Raw genomic sequence first — 21,016 nt, 5'->3', positions numbered from 1 at the left:
GATACCGCGAGATTAAACACATGCGGCGGTGTGGCATCCAGGCGACACAAGCCGCGCGCGAAAAATTTAGATCTCCCACGGTGCCCGGGGTTTGTTCGCCGCTGATATGGCGTCATCCTGCACCTTACTCAACAATTCCGCCTTCAGAATTTCGAGATTATGGATGGCGGAGTGGACATCACCGGCCACCAGGATATCAAGCACGGTATCAATACGCTCGGCAACCCGTTTAGCATCGATATCAGACATGGGGGGATCCTTGGTCAAAGTATAAAGGATTTAATGATGCAAAAAATGGCGGCAAAAGAGAAGGGAAAATTCCGCCAGGCCTGTACCTTTGGGGAATATTATATATTCCGCGATTACAGACAGATATGAATAGGGCGAAAAGCGATACTTCCCGTTTCGCCCGGATGATCATATTGCTGGCTTAGCGCTTTTTCTTGTTGAGGTAACGTTTGTACCAGCGCTCAAACGCAACGGCAGGCATCGGTTTGGCAAATAAAAAACCTTGTCGCTCATTGACGCCGTTTTTCGTCAGAAAAGCATCCTCTTTGGCGCTCTCCACACCTTCGGCAATCACCTGGAGATTCAAAGCCTGTGCCACGGCGACGATCGCGCGCACCATCGATTGTGACACCGACTTTTTGTGAATGTCGCGGACAAAAATCTGATCCAGCTTAATGGCATCAATTGGGAAACGCGTCAGTTGCGAAAGCGAGGAATAACCGGTACCAAAGTCATCCAGGTGCACCTGAGCGCCAAGCTGGCTAAACTGCTGAATGACGGATAGCGCAAGTTCTTCGTTCTCAATCAGGCAACGCTCCGTCAGCTCGACATCAATAGGGCAATATTCGAAATTGAGCTCGCGCAATACGCGCTTCAGATCGGTGAAAATCGTTTGATCAGCCAGTTGCCGGGCAGAGATGTTAACCGCCACGCGCAGGTTTATGCCTTTATCCCGCCATTTCGCGACCTGGCGTATAACATCGAGGATCACCCAGCGGCCGAGCGGCACAATCAGCCCGGACTCTTCAGCGTATGAGATGAACTCCAGCGGAGGGATAAGCCCACGTTCAGGGGACTGCCAACGCACCAGCGCCTCAAGGCCGCGGACTTCACCTCGCCAGGTCACTTTCGGCTGATAGTGAATCAGTAACTGATCGTTTTCCAGCGCTTTGCGCAGGTTGGTGTCCAGCCACAGGTATTCGAATACCCGCTCGTTCATTTCTGGCGAGAAAACGCAGAACTGGCCACGTCCGCCTTCTTTGGCGGTGTACATTGCGGTATCCGCATTGCGGATCAGGTTGCTGCTGTCCTCGCCGTGCTGAGGCGCCATCGCGATACCAACAGAACAGCCGGTATAGACTTCTATGAGGCCGATACGAAAGGGCTGGCGCAATCGGGTGAGGATCCGCGAGGCGACCGCCTCAAGCGAGCTCTGAGACGTCTGGCTGGCCAGCACAATAAACTCGTCACCGCCGAGACGTGCCAGCAGTTGATTCTCTTCCAGACAGCTCAGGAGGGCTAACGATACCGCCTGCAAAAGCTGATCGCCAAACATATGACCATAGGCATCGTTCACCTTCTTGAAGTTATCCAGGTCGAGATAAACAATACCCACCTGACTGTCGCCAGCCTGTTCGATGGCCTCGTTGATCAGTTCATGGATAGCGTTGCGGTTTGGCAACCCGGTAATCGTGTCGGTATTCGCCAGCACGCGCAACCGTTCCTGCGTACGTCGTTCTTCCGTGATGTCCGTACCGGAACAGATCAAGTAGATTTCGTTTTTACCGCTGCCGCTGTGCACAAATTTATTGCGGAACAGGAACAGACGCTGTCCCTTGCGGGTCTTTACCCAGCGCTCCACTTCATACGAGTTGCCGTTGCGAAAGAAGCCGCTGATGTTGCGACGCGAAGCGGCGGCTTCCCGGCGGCTCATGAAGAGTTTAAAGACGCTCTGTCCAATCACTTCCTGCTCTTTCAACCCGGTGTACTCTTCACACAGGCGATTGAAGCGCTGAATGTTACCCCGACTGTCGAGGATCACAATCGCCGAGTTGGCTTCTGTCACTACTTGTTCAGCAAACGAGAGCCCCTTGACCAGGTCACGCGCAACAGAAGGGGTGTCGTGCCAGGCCGACGCACTGCCAGCCCATTCATGTTTGTTAATTTTGCGGCCCACCAGGTGCACCGGGACATCGTTGTCTTCAAAGGGGAGTGTCATCATGAGACCGGAGGTGATGACGGTCATTTCACGGATCCGTTCGGCTTGCTCGGGCGCAAGCTCAACGCTCTCCACTCGGTCGGTCGCTTCGGTGACGGACAAATGCAGGGTGTTGGAATCTTCTGACAAACGCCAGTAAGGCGCGTGAGTACCCAAAAAGCTATACAACGTTGTGGACTCCAGACTGTCTTTCATCATGAACACCCTCCCGCTTAAAGCACAAACAACCCTGAATGGAAGGGATTAGCCAGCGTTAATTAAAAATTACGGTAGCTGAACATCTTGTTTTGTTTATGTATTTATTTGTAATTCAGAACCGGGAAAAAGCATAGGCGCTGTAGAAAATATATCCGGCTGACAGTCAGAGTGTAGTGAGAGAATGGCGATTTGGGGGAAAGAAAACGGCCTTTCCTGAAAAGAAAGGCCGTTACTGGGCAGGTCGTCAGGCGGCAGGACGGGCGATGATGCTGCGGGTTTCCATCCGCACTTCGGCGATGGTGACATCAATCACATCCGTCACTTTATAGACGGTTTCACCTTTGATCTGGATGGTGCCGCTCTCCTGGCTGCAAACCAGTTCATCGCGCACCGCATGCAGGAATGGCGCAGGGATAAAAGCTACCGCGCCGTTATCCACCAGACGTACACGCATCCCGCCACGGCTGACATCAATGATTTCCGCCGCGAAGCGGGTATCCGTGCCCGCTTTATCACTCAGGAAGCGGGCATATAACCAGTCGCCAACATCGCGTTCCGCCATGCGGTTCAGGCGACGACGCTCAGCCATCTGTACGGTGATCTCTTCCTGCGGACGGTTAATGGTTTCACCTTTGATGACGGCTTTCAGCAGGCGATGGTTGATCATATCGCCATACTTACGAATCGGTGACGTCCAGGTGGCGTAAGCCTCCAGACCCAGCCCGTAGTGCGGACCCGGCTCAATGCTGATTTCCGCAAAAGACTGGAAGCGACGAATACGGCTGTCGAGGAAACCCGACGGTTGCGCATCCAGTTCACGACGCAGCTTGCAGAAGCCTTCCAGAGTTAATACTTCTTCGGCGTTCACATGCATTCCGTGAGATTGCAGCAGCGCGGCCAGCGCATCGGCATTGGCCGGGTCAAAGCCCAGGTGAACGTTGTAAATGCCAAAGCCGAGTTTGTCGCGCAGCACGCGTGCGGCGCAGATGTTGGCCGCAATCATGGATTCCTCGACAATCCGGTTCGCGATGCGACGCGGTTCTGCGACGATATCGAGCACTTCACCTTTTTCGCCGAGAATGAAGCGGTAGTCTGGGCGATCTTTAAACACCAGCGCATGCTGATGACGCCACTCACCACGGCTCAGGCAAATACGCTGCAGCAGACGAATCTGCTGGGCGATGTCTTCACTTTCAGGCTGCCAGCGACCGCGGTTTTCCAGCCAGTCAGAGACGTTGTCATAAGCCAGTTTTGCTTTTGACTCAATGGTGGCAGCGAAGAACGTGATATCATCTTCAATGGTGCCATCAGCGGCAATGGTCATGCGACAGGCGAGTACCGGGCGCACTTCATTGGCGCGGAGTGAGCAGAGGTCGTCAGACAGTTCGCGTGGCAACATTGGAATGTTGAAGCCCGGCAGATAGTTAGTGAACGCCCGGATTTTCGCGGCGTTATCCAGTTTGCTGCCTTCGGCGATCCAGGCGGTAGGGTCGGCAATCGCCACGGTCAGTTGCAATTTGCCGTCAGCCAGTTCTTCGGCATACAGCGCATCGTCCATATCTTCCGTGCTGGCGCTATCGATAGTAACGAAATTCAGCGCTGTCAGATCCTGACGTTCCAGCCCTTCATCCAGCATTTCCGTCGCTACGCCATCCGGCGCTTCTTTTTCAAGATTATGCCGCGCCAGGGTGACCCACCAGGGGACGAAGTGGTCGTCGGCAAACGTGATGAACTGGGTTAATTCGGCGAAGAAGGTGCGATCGCCTTTGAGCGGATGACGGCGCATTTCAGCAACGGCCCAGTCACCCTCTTTAAATTCATGCTCCACACCGCGAGCGGCGCGGCAGGGAATGGCGTCTTTCAACAGCGGGTGATCCGGCACGATGGACAGGCGATCGTTCTTACCCTGTACTTTACCGACAAAGCGGGTCAGGAACGGCTCAACCAGCTCTTCCGGCTCCGCAGATTCGCGATCTTTTTCAGTGTGGATGACGGCGATGATACGGTCGCCATGCATCACTTTTTTCATCTGCGGCGGTGGAATGAAATAACTTTTTTGCGCATCGACTTCCAGGAAGCCAAAGCCTTTTTCCGTGGCTTTTACCACCCCTTCAGCACGTGGCGTCTGGGAATGCAGTTGCTGTTTAAGCTGCGCTAGCAGCGGGTTGTCCTGAAACATATTTGTCTATTTTCGTGGCCATAAGAGCGGCTGACAGTTTTACGCGAAAGTACCTGATGCGGCAAGCGCTCTTTATGGCAATGAAAGGGTTAATGTGTCTCACCCAGCGCGATTTTCAGACGATTCAGCCATCCGCATAACCCCGACCAGGCCAGCAGGTTGATTGCCTGTTCAACGGAGGTACAGGACTCGTTGAACGGGTTGAACTGCGCGGCACTGAAACGATCGGGGGCACGCGTCAACAATTGTATCGCCTGGAACAGCGGACGCTCAACCGGCTGCTGTTGTTCCCGGCGTTCTATTTCGTGTTCGCTCTGGCGCAGTAAGTCGGCGATTTCCACTGACGTCGCCAGTTGGTTAAAGCAGCTTGCACTGCCGTTAATTCGCGATGTCAGTAGTGTGGTGAAATTGTGCGCGGGGGACTCAATGGACAATGTGCTTTTAAGCAGGGTACCGAGCAGCGTAAGCAGCGTCGGTTGATGAACCAGATTAGGAGCGATGGGCTGAAGGGCGGCGATTGGCTGATAACACGACAGACACTCCAACTGTTCCGCCGTTGCGAAGCGCAGTTCGACCTGCTCGTGCGCCGAATGCCAGGTGGCATCGGGTTGCTGAAACAGGGATACGTCGGCGAATGATTGTGTGTCCAGACCTGGCACCCAGCGTACCGGTTGCCCCAGCCATGCCTGAAACGTAGCGACGACACGCGCCTGAAAACCGACATAGCCGATGATTTGGTTCATCAATGCGATATCCCACGCAGAAAGGCCAACATCGCATAAATGCTGGCGCGCGCGGTTATCAATCACTGAGGGTGAACTGGCGAGCTGGCGCGCGTACTGAGTAATCTGTGCCAGCCGGTGATTACTTTCACGCGACGAATCCGGGCCGGGAAGCGGCGTCAAACGGGCGGCATAGTGGTTGCAAAGCCGCTGAACACCATATACCTGGGCGACCGTCAACGCGGTACTCATGCGTTCATAGGCGCTGAAGGTATGTAGGCGGTTCAATAAAACGGTGTCAGGGAACAGTTCATGAGCAAGCTGGCGGGCCGGTTGCAGCCAGGACTGAAAGGGTAAAAGCGCATCTTCAGGGATCACCAAATCCAACAGAAAGCGGTCTTCAACGTGTGCGGCTTCGGGCACCAGCGGCAACACGTCCTGCGGACCGGTGCTGGACTGGGTTTCATGATACCAGTGGCTTTTGCCGTTGAATCGGCGTTGTTCCATGGGCGTTCCTTGGTCTGTATGTGGCGACCCGGACACGTCGTCGTCGAATCACGCCGGATCGTTCTCGCTGCTTTATCCTGGCGTAAGCGGGGGAAGGGATGAAAGATTGTTGCGTGATAACAAAGATCAAAAAGCTATATTGCTGGGAAGAGTTAAGAGCATGGGCGGCAGGGCGCCGCCCACGGGGGAAGTCGGCACGATTATTTCAGTTCCAGTTCGTTCATTGCAGCGATACTGAATCCGCCGTCAACGTGAACCACTTCGCCAGAGATACCGCCGGACAGATCGGAGCACAGGAAGGCTGCAGAGTTGCCCACATCTTCGATAGTCACGGTACGACGAATCGGGGTTACCGCTTCGCAATGCGCCAGCATTTTACGGAAATCTTTGATGCCGGAGGCGGCCAGAGTCCGGATCGGACCGGCAGAGATGGCGTTAACACGTACACCTTCCGGGCCCATCGCGTTCGCCATATACCGAACGTTCGCTTCCAGAGACGCTTTTGCCAGCCCCATTACGTTGTAGTTCGGGATCGCACGCTCAGCGCCCAGGTAGGAGAGCGTCAGCAGGGCAGAACCCGGATTCAGCATAGAACGGCAGGCTTTCGCCATTGCCACAAAGCTGTAGGAGCTGATGTCGTGAGCGATTTTAAAGCCTTCGCGGGTGACCGCGTTCACGTAGTCGCCGTCCAGCTGATCGCCAGGGGCAAAACCGATCGAGTGAACGAAACCGTCAAATTTCGGCCAGGCTTTGGCCAGCTCTGCGAACAGGGTGTCGATGCTTTCATCTTCTGCGACATCGCATTGCAGAACGATGTCTGAACCCAGTTGAGCAGCAAATTCTTCCACACGGCCTTTCAGTTTGTCGTTCTGGTAGGTGAATGCCAGTTCCGCACCTTCGCGGTGCATCGCCTGAGCGATACCCCAGGCGATGGACAGTTTGCTGGCAAGACCGGTTACCAGAATACGCTTACCGGAAAGAAAACCCATAGCTTAAATCCTTATGTGAATGTTGTGGCGACCGGCCTCGGTTAGGGGGCCAGTGCCGTAAAAGCGCGGTCATTTTAACATGTGACATCGGGCGATCGAGTCCGACCACAACAGGAGAGCGGTTAACGGTCTTTTCGCCAGGCATCGGCCGTCAGCGCTTCGCCAAAATGACCGGCGATTAATCGTTTTGTCAGTTCATGCAGCGGAGAGGCCAGTACATCGGCGGTACTGCCGCGTTCGACGACTTCCCCCTGATGCATCACCAGAACCTGATCGCTAATGTGTTTCATCATGCCAAGATGCTGGGTGACGTAGATATAAGAGATACCCTGTTTCTCCTGCAATTCCAGCATCAGGTTGATTAACTGCGAGCGCATCGACATATCGAGCGACGCCAGCGCTTCATCGGCAATAATGACTTTCGGGCGCAGGATCATCGCGCGGGCGAGTCCCAGACGCTGTTTTTGTCCTGGCGCCAGCATATGCGGATAATAGCTGACATGATCGGGCAGCAGTCCTACCATCCGCATGGTCTCAATAATCTGCTTGCGTCGCTGTTCCGGCTCAAGGTCGGTATTCAGGCGCAACGGAAAATCGAGGATTTGCGAAATACGCTGACGCGGGTTCAACGAGGTCGACGGGTCCTGGAAAATCATGCGAATGCGCTGACTGCGAAACGAATAATCACCAAATTCGAGCGGATGATCGTCAATCAGTAACTCGCCGCTGGTTGGCTCGACCATTCCTGCCAGCATTTTGGCCAGCGTGGATTTGCCGGAACCGTTCTCGCCGATGATGGCCAGCGTCTGTCGCTCACGGAGGGTAAAGCTCAGCGGTTTCACGGCTTCTACGGTCTGACGGCGAAACCAGCCTGTCCGGTAGCGGAAGGTTTTACTCAGATTGCGAACTTCAAGTAAGGTCTCAACCATCTCACTCTCTCTCCATGTTGAGGGGGAAATGACAGGCGTAGAGATGATTTTTCGCCCCGGTCAGACGCGGCGTTTCTATACATTCGCGCTGTGCGTAGGGACAGCGTGGCCCAAGACGGCAACCGATGGGCAATTGTTCCAGCAAAGGGATGGCTCCGGGCATGGTGTTCAGACGACTTTTGTGCGGCATGGCGCTACCAAAGTCAGGAATAGCGCGGATCAGCGCCTGGGTGTATGGGTGATGGGGCGTCGTCACCAGCTCTTTACTCGGCGCGGTTTCCACCGTCTGACCACAGTACAGCACGTTAATCTTGTCCGCCCACTGGCTGAGCATCTGCAGGTCATGGCTGATCAGCAAAATGGTAGTATTGCTGTTCTGATTCAGGCGCGTCAGCAGGCGGAAGATCTGCGCCTGAGTGGTCGGCTCCATCGCGTTGGTCGGCTCATCCGCAATCAACAGTCGCGGTTGATTCGCTAGCGCAATGGCAATCATGACTTTCTGACATTCACCGTCGGTCAGTTCATACGGGAAGCTGCGCATGGCGTCTTTATGATCTTTAATCCCCACGCGGTGCAGCAGTTCAATGGCGCGACGTTTCCGCCAGCGAATACGTTGCCACCAGCGGCCTTTGTACGTCCATGCCGGAATGTTTTGCATCAACTGGCGACCCACGCGCTCGGACGGATCCAGACACGACTGCGGCTCCTGGAAAATCATCGAAACGTTATGTCCCACCAGTTTACGTCGCTCACGCGGCGAAAGGCGCAGCAGGTCGATATCGTCAAAACGCATCCGGTCGGCGGTGACGCGCCAGTTATCTTTGGCAACGCCGCAGATGGCTTTGGCAATCAGGCTCTTACCGGAGCCGGATTCACCCACCAACCCACGAATTTCCCCTTCGCTCAAGGTCATGCTGACGCGGTCGACGGCTTTGACCCACTCTTCACCGGCCTTAAATTCAATGGTCAGGTTGCGGATATCCAGTAATGGCATTATTCCACCCCCGCAATGATAGCGCGGCGAACGCCGTCACCCAGCAGGTTGACCAGCAGGACGCTGATCATGATGGCTGCACCGGGCAGCATCACCGTCCACGGCGCAACGTAAATCAGCTCCAGCGCATCGCCCAGCATCGCACCCCATTCGGGAGAGGGGAGCTGCGCGCCAAGATCGAGAAAACCGAGCGCGGCAATATCCAGTATCGCCATCGACAGCGCGCGGGTGATTTCGGTGATCAGTCCTGCGGTAATGTTGGGCAATATGGCGAACCAGAGGATGTTCAGCGTCGAGGCGCCATCAAGACGCGCCGCGATGACGTACTCTTTTTCCAGTTCGTCATGCACCATGCTGTAGACCGAACGGACCATGCGTGGCAACAGCGCCAACCAGACGGCAAACATGGCATGGGTTAAATGCGGCCCGGCGAAGGCGACAACGATAATCGCCAGCAGCAGAGACGGAATCGACAGCAGCGTATCGAGAATATGATTCAGCACGGCAGAACGCAGACCGTGCGTTGCTCCGGCGACCACGCCGAGAAACAGTCCGCACAGCGTTGCGGCGAGCGTAACGACAAACGCGCCACCCACGGTGGGGGCTGCGCCGCTGAGCAGTCGGCTCAGGACGTCGCGTCCCAGATCGTCAGTACCGAGGAAGAAAGAGACTTCGCCATAGCGTGACCAGGAGGGCGGCAGCAACTGATAGCCAAGGAACTGCTGATCGATGCCATACGGCGCAAACCAGTTGCCGAACAGGCACAGTACCACCAGCCCTGCACAGCCGTACAAGCCAACCATTGCCGTAGTATCGCCATAAAATTTGCGCCATGCGGTGCGCAGCGTACCTGGCGGGCGCTTTTCGCTATAAACGCTATCGTAAGGCATACCATTCCTTATGTTTCAGAGGGTTAGCCATAGCACCCAAAATATCGGAAATCACGTTGACGATGATGACCAGCGAACCAATCACCATCACGCCTGCGGATATCGCCGCGTAGTCCTGCTGACGGATAGCGTTAATCAACCAACGACCGAGACCCGGCCAGCTAAAGACCATCTCGGTGATCATTGCCAGCGTCAGCATCGTTGAGAATTGCAGGCCCAGGCGGGGGATCACCGGCGGTAAGGCGTTATGCAGTACATGGCGGCGCAGGATCGTAAATCGTGACAAACCGCGCGTGGCCGCAGCCTTCACGTAGTTCTGATCAAACACCTCAATGGTACTGATACGCATCAGGCGAATCACTTCTGTGGTCGGCGCAACCGCCAGCGTCAGCACCGGCAACACCATATGGCGCACGGCGCTCATCACCATCTCATCCCGCCAGGGAGAGTCAGAGATCCACGCATCGACAATAGCCAGACCGGTGACCGGCTTCACTTCGTAAAGCAGATCGAATCGGCCCGACACCGGCAGCCAGCCGAGAGTCAGGGAAAAGAAAAGGGTCAGCAGCAGTGCCAGCCAGAACACGGGGATTGAAAAGCCGAGCAGGGCGAGGGCGCTGATCAAGCGGTCCTGCCACTTGTTGCGGGTAATGCCCGCCAGCATACCCACCGGAATCCCCACCATTAGCGCAAAGCCGAACGCCAGGGTGCAGAGTTCCATCGTGGCCGGGAACACCTCTTTGAGCTGTTCAGTGATAAGCTGTCCGTTGATGCTGGAGACGCCAAAGTCCCAGTGGATGAGGCCATTGAACCAGAACACCCAGGCATTCCACAACGATGCGCCTTGTAGCGGCGCATGTGGCGTAAAATAGCTCAGACTGAAGCCGATAAAGGTCAGAAAAAACAGTGTGACCATCAGCAACAGCAAACGACGCAAGGTGAAGATAATCATGGTTTTTTCACCTCATCGTTTTTTTCGCGCGACACGCCGGCGAAAGAGGCATTACCAAATGGGCTCAACACCAGGCCTTTAATGTCATACCGATAGGCCTGCAGGCGCAGTGACGAGGCGAGCGGCAGGATGGGCAACTCTTTAGCGAGAATGTTCTGCGCTTCATCATACGCATCAATACGCGCAGAAAGCTGCTGAGAAGAGAGCGCTTTGCGCAGCACGTTGTCGAACTCCGGGTTGCACCAGTGGGCGAAGTTAGTCTGTGAATTGATGGCCGCGCAGCTGAGCAACGGGCGGAAGAAACTGTCCGGATCGTTACTGTCGGTTGCCCAGCCGGACAACGTCAGATCATGGTTCATGTCCATCAACCGCGCCTCCTGGAAACGACCTTCAACCGGTACAATCACCACGTTCACCCCAACCTGCGCCATATCCGCCTGGATAAGTTCAGCGGTTTTCAGCGGGCTCGGGTTCCACGCCTGTGAACTGGTCGGCACCCACAGGCGCAGCGTCAGATTCTCCAGCCCCAGCGCTTTGAGTTGCTCACGAGATTTGGCCGGATTGTATTCTGTTATTTTAGCCTCGTTATCATAGGCCCACGAGGCGCGAGGTAAAATAGAGGCCGCCGTTTCTGCCGTGCCGTAATAGATAGACTGCATCAGACGCTGGTTATTAATGGACAGCGCCAGCGCGTGGCGAACCGCCGGATTATTCAGCGGAGGCTTGTCGGTATTAAACGCCAGGTAGGCGATGTTCATCCCCGGACGCAAGGTCAGGCGCAGGCGTGGGTCGTCGCGCAGGATCGTCAACTGGCTGGCGGCGGGCCAGGCCAGCACGTCACATTCGCCGGTAAGCAGTTTCGATAAACGTCCGGTTCCGCCGGATCCGAGATCCACTACCACCTGCGGCATCAGCGGCTTGCCCCGCCAGAATTTGTCATGACGTTGCAGGCGGATGTATTGTCCAGCGCGATACTCGGAAAGCTGGAACGGGCCGGTGCCAACCGGCTGGCGGTCAAGCTGTTCCTGGCGATCCTGTTTTGTCAGTTGATCAGCATACTCCGCCGACATCACGGACGCATAGTGGGTTGCGAGGTGCCATAAGAAAGAGGCGTCCGGCTTCGTCAGGCGAAATTCCACGGTGTGACTGTCGAGCTTACGCACGCTCTGCACGTTATCGGCGAACTGCAGACTGTCGAAATAGGGGAAATTGCCGCCGTTGACGTTATGCCACGGATGGTTGCGATCAAAGATGCGCTGAAAGGTAAAAACCACGTCGTCGGCATTCAGTTTACGCGTAGGCGTAAACCAGTCCGTTTTCTGAAACGCCACGTCGCGGCGCAGATGGAAGCGGTAAGTGGCGCCGTTATCCAGCACTTCCCAGCTTTCCGCCAGTTCCGGGACCAGACGATAAGTATAGGGATCGACATCCAGCAACCGATCATAGAGCTGGGCAGCGAGCGTGTCGACAATCAGCCCGCTGCTCACTTTTTGCGGATTGAAGGTATTGACCTGTCCATTCACGCAATAGACAAAGCCGCTGTCACGAATATCTTCACGTGGGGCGGTTTCAGGCGCAGCAGTAGCCTGACCACTCAGAAGTCCAGCCATCACGATCAGAGACGATAAAACCAGGCGCATAATTTTTAAGGTTTTTAGGTACGATTTGCAAAGTGTATCGCACTATCGCCCGCGAGGTACAAATGTCTGCGGGTAACTGGCGTAAATATGCGCAATCAGGGGGTGGGACGCGCTAAATCTGACCGAATAAACGACAATATCACTGTCCGTTCAGAAAAGTTATGCGCGGTGGAGCAGTATCACTTTAGGATTACGTTGCGTAATATTTCCTGGCCGGCGACGGACTGGACTTTCCATACATTATCTTCCTTCACCATGCAATCTATAACGGTATGCTCCTGTTTTACACCAAACGAGACGTAGACCTGATAACAGACAGGATCAAAGTCTGAAGAAACGACGGTAATCTGTCGCCAGGCATCGAAAAAGTCCTGCGCTTTGATAAACATATCGACATCAGGTACATCCTCAGCGTCGGGGTCTGCCGAATTTGAAGCCTTTAGGGCGGCAATGGTATTGGCAGTGACATATGGCTCAAGACCACGATAATCAGTTAGCGGCTCTTTCCCTTGCAACAACTGTGCGATATACCAGTGATTAAATTTTAGTGCCGCTGCTTCAGGCCCGATTGGGGAAATGCTGGCAAATGTTGAGGAGCTGATGAGAAGTCCGGTAAGAATAATTTTTTTCATCTCAGTCCCGTCTGTAGAGTTGATAAGCGGGTCCGGCTTTACTCCACGTTGAGCCAGGGTACATGCTGTGCTGTTTAAAATCTGAATACCAGTTGCCGTGTCCATCATAAATGCATGCGTGTCCGGAAGGATGTCCTGGAATTAACTGAATAACGGCGACATCACCTTCTCGTGCTTCACCAGACACTGGGCGAAACCCGGCTGCGTATAAATTTGATGCCATATCTTTCGCGTGGCTAGTGTTGTGTAGGATTGCTCCCCCAGCTCGTATTGCTTCAGAAACAAAATGTGCACATTTTTTCTGACGTGAATTACCTGCGTGTCTACGTGCGCATTCTACTGCGACATGTTTATCCCAACTCATTTTTTTCCCTTTGATAGCAAATGAATGGAGACGAAACATTACTCAAGGAAAGCAATAAACTCTGTAATTATTTCTAATGCAATATTAATCAACATCGAAATTTATAATAAGAATGCTTAATCAATCCATCCAGCGTATTGTCAGCTCCAGGTGATAACAGCTCCCTTTAACACGAGCGCTAAATCTGATGTTTTTTGAGCAATGCGCGCAACTGGTGATAGGTCAGCCCGAGTAATTCCGCCGCCCGTTTCTGATTAAATTTTGCCTGTTCCAGACTGGTTTGCAGCAGCTCTTTCTCCTGTTGCTGCTGAAACGCACGTAAATCGAGGGGCAGCGAAGGACCCGTTGCTGCGGTTTCAGCGGCAGGGGGCGTTGGCGCGTGGCGTTTAAATGGGTCGATCACAATCTCATCCAGCGGCGTTTCGCTGGTGCCATGCCGGTATACCGAACGTTCGACCACGTTTTTTAATTCGCGGATATTTCCCGGCCAGGCGTAGTTAAGCAGCGTCTCTCTGGCATACGCTGTAAATCCGGGGAACAGCGGCAGACGAATTTCCCGGCACATCTGAATAGCAAAGTGTTCCGCCATGAGCATGATATCTGCCTGACGTTCGCGCAGCGGCGGCAGTTGCACCACGTCGAACGCCAGTCGGTCGAGCAAATCAGCCCGGAAGGACCCTTCGTTAACCATCGACGGAAGATCCGCATTGGTCGCACAAACCAGACGGACGTTTACCTGTAATGGCTGACTGCCGCCGACGCGCTCGAGCTCGCCGTACTCAATCACTCTGAGCAGCTTTTCCTGTACCAGCATTGGGGCCGTGGCGAGTTCATCCAGGAACAGCGTGCCGCCGTCGGCCCGTTCAAAACGTCCGGGATGGCGCTTTTGCGCACCGGTAAACGCCCCGGCTTCATGACCGAACAGTTCACTGTCGAGCAGGTTTTCATTCAGCGCCGCGCAGTTAAGCGAAATAAACGGCCCCTGCCAACGAGAGGAGAGATAATGCAGACGGTTGGCAATCAGTTCCTTACCGGTACCGCGCTCGCCGATAATCAGTACCGGTTTGTCCAGCGGTGCGAGGCGGGAAACCTGCTCCAGTACCTCCAGAAAGCTGTTGGCTTCCCCTAACAAATTATCTTTGTATTCTGCCATGATGAATTTCGCCACATGTTAGTGTATTTCACCACTTTACCCTGTTTTCTCGTCAAGGTAAAACCGTACATCTCAATATAAATCAATAAATTAAAAAGTTGGCACGCGGATTGTATTAGAGAATCAGCAGGGCATCGCCCGACATCAGAAAAATGTGAGGATAGAATTATGGGTATTTTTTCTCGTTTCGCCGACATCGTGAATGCCAACATCAACGCACTGCTCGAGAAAGCGGAAGATCCGCAGAAGCTGGTTCGTCTGATGATTCAGGAAATGGAAGATACGCTGGTTGAAGTGCGTTCCAATTCGGCACGTGCGCTGGCGGAAAAGAAACAGTTATCACGCCGCATCGAACAGGCGACGGCTCAGCAGGCAGAGTGGCAGGAGAAAGCGGAGCTTGCGCTACGTAAAGAGAAGGACGATCTGGCCCGCGCCGCGCTGATCGAAAAACAGAAGTTGACCGATCTGATTGGCAATCTGGAGCATGAAGTGACGCTGGTGGACGATACGCTCACGCGCATGAAAAAAGAGATTGGCGAGCTGGAGAACAAACTCAGCGAAACCCGTGCCCGTCAGCAGGCGCTGACGTTGCGCCATCAGGCCGCCAGCTCATCCCGTGACGTGCGTCGTCAACTGGACAGCGGTAAGCTGGATGAAGCGATGGCGCGCTTTGAATCTTTCGAGCGTCGCATCGACCACATGGAAGCGGAAGCTGAAAGCCACAACTTTGGCAAACAGAAAACGTTGGATCAGCAGTTTGCCGACCTGAAAGCGGATGATGAAATCAGCGAACAACTGGCGCAACTGAAAGCCAAAATGCAGCAAGACAAGCAATAATAATACCTGGCGGCGCTCGAACGCGCCGCCGCTCATCACCTGTAAGGAGACCTCATGAGCGCGCTATTTCTGGCCATTCCGTTAACCATCTTCGTGCTGTTTGTGTTACCGATTTGGCTATGGCTGCATTACAGCAACCGTTCCAGTCGCGGAGAATTATCGCAAAGCGAACAGCAACGTTTAGTTCAGTTGACCGATGACGCGCAGCGCATGCGTGAACGTATTCAGGCGCTGGAAGATATTCTCGATGCGGAACATCCGAACTGGAGGGATCGCTAATGGGCGGCATTGATCTGAACAAAAAATTATGGCGTATTCCGCAGCAGGGCATGCTGCGAGGCGTGTGCGCAGGGATCGCGCAGTATCTGGATGTGCCGGTAAAACTGGTGCGTATTTTAGTGGTGTTGTCGATCTTCTTCGGGCTGGCCTTTTTTACCCTGGTCGTCTACATCATTCTGGCATTTGTGCTTGATCCGATGCCGGATAACCTTGCCGCAGGCGAGCAGCAACCGTCCAGCGGTGAGCTATTGGATATCGTCGATAAAGAACTGGCGGCGGGGGAGAAACGCTTACGTGAAATGGAGCGTTATGTCACCTCGGACACGTTTACTTTGCGTAGCCGTTTCCGTCAATTGTAAGTCATTAAGAGAGCTGAGATGAATAATCGCTGGCAACGCGCCGGGCAAAAGGTAAAACCCGGTATGAAAATAGCAGGTAAGCTGGTGCTTCTGACTGCGCTACGCTACGGCCCCGCGGGTGTCGCAGGGTGGGCAGTAAAATCCGTCGCCCGTCGTCCGCTAAAAATGTTGCTGGCGCTGGCTCTGGAACCGTTTTTAAGCCGTATGGCGGCGAAAATTTCAAAACATTATTCTGGAAGTTAATTTCCATTGCCTTCTTTTTAACAATTAAATCACATCCTGGTTATTAATTTGCGGCAGCTCACAAATCGATTGTTGAGCTGCTAAAATTCTATTAATTCCTGCTTTTAACCTCTTTCACTGCATTGACAGTTAATTTCCTCGAGAGTAGTCTTTTTTGTCATGGGACCGCTACCACGGAAAAACAAAGTGAACCGAAAAATTAAGGAATGCCTCAGCGCCGTCTATGGCGATACATGGACAGGGCTTCACGATGGATCATTAAAAATGCGCATGGAAAGGGCGCGTAAGATTATTAATAAAAAGCGTAAACCTCATTGGGATGAAAGTGATGTGGTGCTCATTACGTATGCCGATCAATTTCATAGCGAGAAAGAAAAACCGCTGCCAACCTTTAATCAGTTCTGGACGCGCTGGTTTTCCTCGGTATTCTCACATGTTCACCTTTTGCCATTTTACCCCTGGTCATCAGATGATGGTTTTTCGGTTATTGATTACTATCAGGTGTCTCCCGAAGCCGGCGAGTGGAATGATATTCGTGAGTTAAACCGCTCCTGTTGTTTGATGTTTGATTTTGTTTGCAATCATATGTCAGCAAAAAGTGACTGGTTTGAACGTTATTTGCGGCAAGTTCCTGGATACGAAAACTTTTTTATTGAGATGGACCCAGAGACTGATTTACATGCAGTAACGCGTCCACGGGCATTGCCATTATTAACACCGTTTACCATGCAGGATAAATCCGTTCGTTATTTATGGACGACATTTAGCGAAGACCAGGTTGATCTCAACTACAATAACCCGGACGTGCTACTTGCCATGATTGACGTACTGCTGACCTACCTGGAACACGGAGCCGATTATGTACGTCTGGATGCCGTTGGTTATATGTGGAAAACACCGGGTACGACCTGCATTCATCTGGAAAAAACGCATCAACTGATCAAGTTATTTCGCGCGATAGCAGATGAGGTCGCCCCTGGCACGGTCATCATTACTGAGACCAATGTCCCGCACAAAGACAATGTTTCCTATCTGGGTAACGGGCATGACGAAGCACATATGGTTTATCAGTTCTCTTTGCCGCCACTTGTCCTGCACTCCCTGCATCGCCAGGATTGCCGGGTGCTGTGCCAATGGGCGCAGTCGTTATCATTGCCTTCGACAGAGACCACCTGGTTCAATTTTCTGGCTTCGCATGATGGCATTGGATTGAATCCACTGCGCGGGCTGTTAGCGGAAGACGATATTCTGACACTGGTGACGGATCTGCAGAAAGAAGGGGCCTTAGTGAACTGGAAAAATAATCCAGATGGCACCCGGAGTCCGTATGAATTAAATGTGACCTGGATGGATGCGTTAGGCCATCAGGATGACAGCGATGAAGAACGCCTTGCCAAATTTATTCTCACCCATGTTCTGCTATTAACCTTCCCTGGCGTTCCTGCGATTTATATTCAGAGCATTCTGGGGTCGCGCAATGACTACGAAGGCGTCGAAAAACACGGTTATAACCGGGCTATTAACCGAAAAAAATATGAGCAAAAATCAATTGAACAGGAATTGATGACTGAAGGTTCTCTTCGTCATGAGATTTATCAGGCGTTGTCCCGATTAATTGTTATTCGCAGGGGTAATAAGGCGTTTCATCCCGAGACCATGTTTGATATTCGCTGTCTGACACCTTCTGTTCTGCGGATTATTCGCTCGGCCGATGAACATGAAAAAATCAATGCACTTTTTAATTTTAGCGATCGCCAACAAATCATTGATGCCAGTATTTATACAGGCGTTGATTTAATTAGCGGAGTGAGTGTTTCCGGAGAGACATTAACACTGCAACCCTGGCAGGTTATGTGGATTAAAAAATAAAAAGGAATATCTGATGATCAAAACTAAAATGGTGCTGTTATCAGCACTGGTTTCCTGCGCCCTGATTTCTGGTTGTAAGGATGATAAACCCGCCCATGTTTCAATTGAGTTTATGCACTCTTCTGTGGAACAGGAGCGCCAGGCCGTTATTACCACGCTGATTAAACGCTTTGAAAAAGCGAACCCAGATATCAGTGTTAAACAGGTTCCGGTTGAAGAAGATGCCTATAACACCAAAGTTATTACGCTGGCGAGAAGCGGGTCGCTACCGGAAGTGATCGAAACCAGTCATGACTATGCCAAGGTCATGGATAAAGAGCAGTTAATCGATCGGGATGCGGTGGCGAACGTCATTCAGAAGATCGGGGAAGATATCTTCTACGATGGCGTATTGCGCATCGTTCGTACCGAAGATGGCAGCGCGTGGACAGGGGTTCCGGTGAGCGCCTGGATCGGCGGTATCTGGTATCGCAAAGACATCCTTGCTCAGGCGGGACTGGATGAACCGAAAAACTGGGAAACGCTGCTTGCCGCTGCGCGAAAACTCTATGATCCGGCGCATAAAAAATATGGCATTGCCCTGCCGACCGCAGAAAGCGTGCTGACGGAGCAATCTTTCTCGCAGTTTGCCTTATCCAATAATGCCAACGTCTTTGATGCCCAGGGCCACATCACGTTTAACACGCCTGAAATGAATCAGGCGTTGGGATATTACCGCGATCTGGCCGCCACCACGATGCCGGGCTCTAACGACATCATGGAGGTGAAAGATGCCTTTATGAATGGTACTGCGCCGATGGCGATTTATTCCACCTACATTCTCCCCGCGATAATTAAAGAAGGGGATCCCCAGAACGTGGGCTTTGTGGTTCCGACCGAAAAGACAGCGGCCGTTTATGGCATGTTGACCTCACTGACGATCACGAATGGGCAAAAAGAAGAGGAGACGGCGGCAGCCGAGAAGTTTGTCGCGTTTATGGAACAGGCAGACAACATCGCTGACTGGGTGATGATGTCGCCGGGCGCTGCGTTGCCGGTCAATAAGGAGGTCGTAAAAACCCAAACCTGGCAAAACAACAGCGTGATTAAAGCGTTAGGTGAGCTCCCGGCACAACTCATTGCTGAGCTACCGAATATTCAGGTTTTTGGCGCGGTAGGGGATAAGAACTTCACCCGTATGGGGGATGTCACCGGTTCTGGCGTGATAAGCACGACGGTACATAACGTGACGGTAGGCAAAGCCGATCTCCCGACAACGCTTCAGAAAAGCCAGCAAAAACTGGATGCCCTGGTAGGGCAGCGTTGATGGGTAAGAGGAACGTCGTTATGGCCCGATTATTCTCCGGTCGCTCCGATATGCCCTTTGCGATGCTATTGCTGGCACCCAGTTTGATTCTGTTGGGTGGCCTCGTGGCATGGCCGATGCTATCGAATATTGAAATCAGCTTTCTGCGCCTGCCGCTGAATCCGCGTATCAACGCCACATTTGTTGGGGTCGCGAATTACGTTCGCATCCTTTCCGATCCGGATTTCTGGCATTCGTTGTGGATGACGGTCTGGTATACCGCGCTGGTGGTGACGGGCAGTACCGTGCTTGGACTCGGGGTGGCGATGTTCTTTAATCGCGAGTTCCGGTTACGCAAGACGGCGCGCTCACTGGTGATTCTCTCTTATGTCACGCCGTCTATCTCGCTGGTCTTTGCCTGGAAGTACATGTTCAACAGCGGATACGGCATCGTGAACTATCTGGGAGTCGATCTGCTGCATTTGTACGATCAGGCCCCCTTGTGGTTCGACAATCCCGGTAGCAGTTTCGTGCTGGTGGTGCTGTTTGCCATCTGGCGCTATTTCCCGTACGCCTTTATTTCGTTTCTGGCAATTTTGCAGACCATCGATAAATCGCTCTATGAAGCAGCCGAAATGGATGGCGCGAATGCCTGGCAGCGTTTTCGTATCGTCACGCTGCCCGCCATTATGCCGGTCCTGGCGACGGTGGTTACCCTGCGTACCATCTGGATGTTTTATATGTTTGCCGATGTGTATCTGCTGACGACAAAGGTCGACATTCTCGGGGTGTATCTCTACAAAACAGCGTTTGCTTTTAATGATTTAGGTAAAGCTGCAGCCATTTCCGTCGTGCTTTTTATCATTATTTTCGCCGTCATTTTACTGACCAGAAATAGGGTGAACCTCAATGGCAACAAATAAACGCAGACTCGGACGCGTGGGCTTTTATTGTGGCCTGATTGTGTTTTTGATCATCACATTGTTTCCCTTTTTTGTGATGTTAATGACGTCGTTCAAAAGCGCGAAAGAAGCGATTTCATTGCACCCGACATTGCTGCCGCAAGAGTGGACGCTTGAGCATTACATCGACATTTTTAATCCACTGATTTTTCCGTTTATTGATTACTTTCGTAACAGCCTGCTGGTCTCCGTTGTGTCATCAGTGGTGGCGGTATTCCTGGGCACGCTCGGTGCCTACGCGCTGTCCCGACTGCGTTTTAAAGGGCGGATGACCATCAATGCCAGTTTTTACACCGTCTACATGTTCTCCGGTATTTTGCTGGTGGTCCCGCTGTTCAAAATCATTACCGCGCTGGGCATTTACGACACAGAAATGGCCTTGATTGTCACCATGGTCACCCAGACGTTGCCGACCGCCGTATTCATGCTGAAAAGTTATTTCGACACGATTCCGGATGAGATTGAAGAAGCAGCGATGATGGATGGGCTGAATCGCCTGCAAATCATCTTTCGCATTACCGTGCCGCTGGCGATGTCCGGACTGGTATCGGTTTTTGTCTACTGCTTTATGGTGGCCTGGAACGATTATCTGTTCGCCTCGATCTTTCTTTCCAGCGCCAGCAATTTCACGTTGCCAGTGGGCCTGAACACCCTGTTCAGTACGCCGGATTATATCTGGGGGCGGATGATGGCGGCGTCGCTGGTGACGGCATTACCGGTTGTCATTATGTATGCACTTTCGGAACGGTTTATTAAGAGTGGTTTGACCGCGGGTGGCGTGAAGGGCTAAAGCGGCCAGTTTAAAC

Annotated in this window: 20 protein-coding genes; 8 read left to right on the top strand and 12 right to left on the bottom strand. The window is 52.9% G+C overall.

The window, feature by feature from the left end; translation table 11 throughout:
- Positions 1 to 66: 66 nt before the first annotated feature.
- The 12 genes from KI228_RS11770 to pspF all read right to left on the bottom strand — a co-directional run bounded on the left by KI228_RS11770 (position 67) and on the right by pspF (position 14,376).
- On the bottom strand, positions 67 to 249 hold the full coding sequence (locus KI228_RS11770; RefSeq protein ID WP_044257733.1) for a YciZ family protein: 183 nt from the start codon (positions 247 to 249) through the stop codon (positions 67 to 69).
- 181 nt (positions 250 to 430) lie between these two features.
- Complete coding sequence (gene pdeR / locus KI228_RS11765) at positions 431 to 2,422, bottom strand: cyclic di-GMP phosphodiesterase (RefSeq protein WP_044257827.1); 1,992 nt, start codon at positions 2,420 to 2,422, stop codon at positions 431 to 433.
- 247 nt (positions 2,423 to 2,669) lie between these two features.
- Complete coding sequence (locus KI228_RS11760) at positions 2,670 to 4,604, bottom strand: exoribonuclease II (protein WP_043000545.1); 1,935 nt, start codon at positions 4,602 to 4,604, stop codon at positions 2,670 to 2,672.
- 89 nt (positions 4,605 to 4,693) lie between these two features.
- Positions 4,694 to 5,833 (bottom strand): CMD domain-containing protein, encoded by a 1,140-nt coding sequence (locus KI228_RS11755; protein ID WP_043000546.1) that lies wholly within the window; start codon positions 5,831 to 5,833, stop codon positions 4,694 to 4,696.
- A gap of 200 nt (positions 5,834 to 6,033) precedes the next feature.
- Positions 6,034 to 6,822, bottom strand: a complete 789-nt coding sequence (gene fabI / locus KI228_RS11750) for an enoyl-ACP reductase FabI (protein WP_043000547.1) — start codon at positions 6,820 to 6,822, stop codon at positions 6,034 to 6,036.
- Between the two features lie 122 nt (positions 6,823 to 6,944).
- Positions 6,945 to 7,751, bottom strand: a complete 807-nt coding sequence (sapF, locus tag KI228_RS11745; RefSeq protein ID WP_043000548.1) for a peptide ABC transporter ATP-binding protein SapF — start codon at positions 7,749 to 7,751, stop codon at positions 6,945 to 6,947.
- Between the two features lies 1 nt (position 7,752).
- Positions 7,753 to 8,745 carry a peptide ABC transporter ATP-binding protein SapD gene (sapD, locus tag KI228_RS11740; RefSeq protein ID WP_061070059.1) on the bottom strand — a complete coding sequence of 331 codons (993 nt, stop codon included), beginning with the start codon at positions 8,743 to 8,745 and terminating at the stop codon, positions 7,753 to 7,755.
- A complete protein-coding gene (gene sapC, locus KI228_RS11735; protein WP_043000550.1) occupies positions 8,745 to 9,635 on the bottom strand; it encodes a peptide ABC transporter permease SapC in 891 nt (296 codons plus the stop codon). Before sapC ends, sapD begins: the two co-directional genes overlap by 1 nt.
- Positions 9,622 to 10,587 (bottom strand): peptide ABC transporter permease SapB, encoded by a 966-nt coding sequence (gene sapB / locus KI228_RS11730; protein ID WP_043000551.1) that lies wholly within the window; start codon positions 10,585 to 10,587, stop codon positions 9,622 to 9,624. The genes sapC and sapB overlap by 14 nt, the downstream gene beginning before the upstream one ends.
- Positions 10,584 to 12,227 carry an ABC transporter substrate-binding protein SapA gene (sapA, locus tag KI228_RS11725; RefSeq protein ID WP_044257738.1) on the bottom strand — a complete coding sequence of 548 codons (1,644 nt, stop codon included), beginning with the start codon at positions 12,225 to 12,227 and terminating at the stop codon, positions 10,584 to 10,586. The genes sapB and sapA overlap by 4 nt, the downstream gene beginning before the upstream one ends.
- A gap of 179 nt (positions 12,228 to 12,406) precedes the next feature.
- Entirely contained in the window at positions 12,407 to 12,859 is a 453-nt protein-coding gene (locus tag KI228_RS11720; RefSeq protein WP_061070676.1) for a YqhG/Tai3 family protein, read from the bottom strand.
- A gap of 542 nt (positions 12,860 to 13,401) precedes the next feature.
- Entirely contained in the window at positions 13,402 to 14,376 is a 975-nt protein-coding gene (gene pspF, locus KI228_RS11715; RefSeq protein ID WP_044267222.1) for a phage shock protein operon transcriptional activator, read from the bottom strand.
- Between the two features lie 168 nt (positions 14,377 to 14,544).
- On the opposite strand from pspF, the gene pspA reads away from it, so the two are divergent.
- From pspA to KI228_RS11675, 8 genes are all read left to right on the top strand, one after another.
- Positions 14,545 to 15,213, top strand: a complete 669-nt coding sequence (gene pspA / locus KI228_RS11710; RefSeq protein WP_043000554.1) for a phage shock protein PspA — start codon at positions 14,545 to 14,547, stop codon at positions 15,211 to 15,213.
- A 54-nt stretch (positions 15,214 to 15,267) separates the two neighbouring features.
- Positions 15,268 to 15,492: an envelope stress response membrane protein PspB gene (pspB, locus tag KI228_RS11705; protein ID WP_042318763.1), complete on the top strand. Its 225-nt coding sequence runs from the start codon at positions 15,268 to 15,270 to the stop codon at positions 15,490 to 15,492.
- Positions 15,492 to 15,851 carry an envelope stress response membrane protein PspC gene (pspC, locus tag KI228_RS11700; protein WP_043000555.1) on the top strand — a complete coding sequence of 120 codons (360 nt, stop codon included), beginning with the start codon at positions 15,492 to 15,494 and terminating at the stop codon, positions 15,849 to 15,851. Before pspB ends, pspC begins: the two co-directional genes overlap by 1 nt.
- Positions 15,852 to 15,869: 18 nt before the next feature.
- Complete coding sequence (gene pspD, locus KI228_RS11695; RefSeq protein WP_043000556.1) at positions 15,870 to 16,094, top strand: phage shock protein PspD; 225 nt, start codon at positions 15,870 to 15,872, stop codon at positions 16,092 to 16,094.
- A 159-nt stretch (positions 16,095 to 16,253) separates the two neighbouring features.
- Positions 16,254 to 17,963 (top strand): sugar phosphorylase, encoded by a 1,710-nt coding sequence (locus KI228_RS11690; protein WP_061070061.1) that lies wholly within the window; start codon positions 16,254 to 16,256, stop codon positions 17,961 to 17,963.
- A 13-nt stretch (positions 17,964 to 17,976) separates the two neighbouring features.
- Complete coding sequence (locus KI228_RS11685; RefSeq protein WP_212807456.1) at positions 17,977 to 19,269, top strand: ABC transporter substrate-binding protein; 1,293 nt, start codon at positions 17,977 to 17,979, stop codon at positions 19,267 to 19,269.
- A gap of 20 nt (positions 19,270 to 19,289) precedes the next feature.
- Positions 19,290 to 20,171 carry a carbohydrate ABC transporter permease gene (locus KI228_RS11680; RefSeq protein ID WP_043000559.1) on the top strand — a complete coding sequence of 294 codons (882 nt, stop codon included), beginning with the start codon at positions 19,290 to 19,292 and terminating at the stop codon, positions 20,169 to 20,171.
- Positions 20,158 to 21,000, top strand: a complete 843-nt coding sequence (locus KI228_RS11675; protein ID WP_044267167.1) for a carbohydrate ABC transporter permease — start codon at positions 20,158 to 20,160, stop codon at positions 20,998 to 21,000. The genes KI228_RS11680 and KI228_RS11675 overlap by 14 nt, the downstream gene beginning before the upstream one ends.
- The last annotated feature ends 16 nt before the right edge of the window (positions 21,001 to 21,016 follow it).

Origin of the sequence: Citrobacter amalonaticus (assembly GCF_018323885.1) — a bacterium.
GTDB lineage: Bacteria > Pseudomonadota > Gammaproteobacteria > Enterobacterales > Enterobacteriaceae > Citrobacter_A > Citrobacter_A amalonaticus.
Note: the sequence above shows the minus strand (reverse complement) of the source record. Positions and strands in the feature narration are given on the sequence as shown.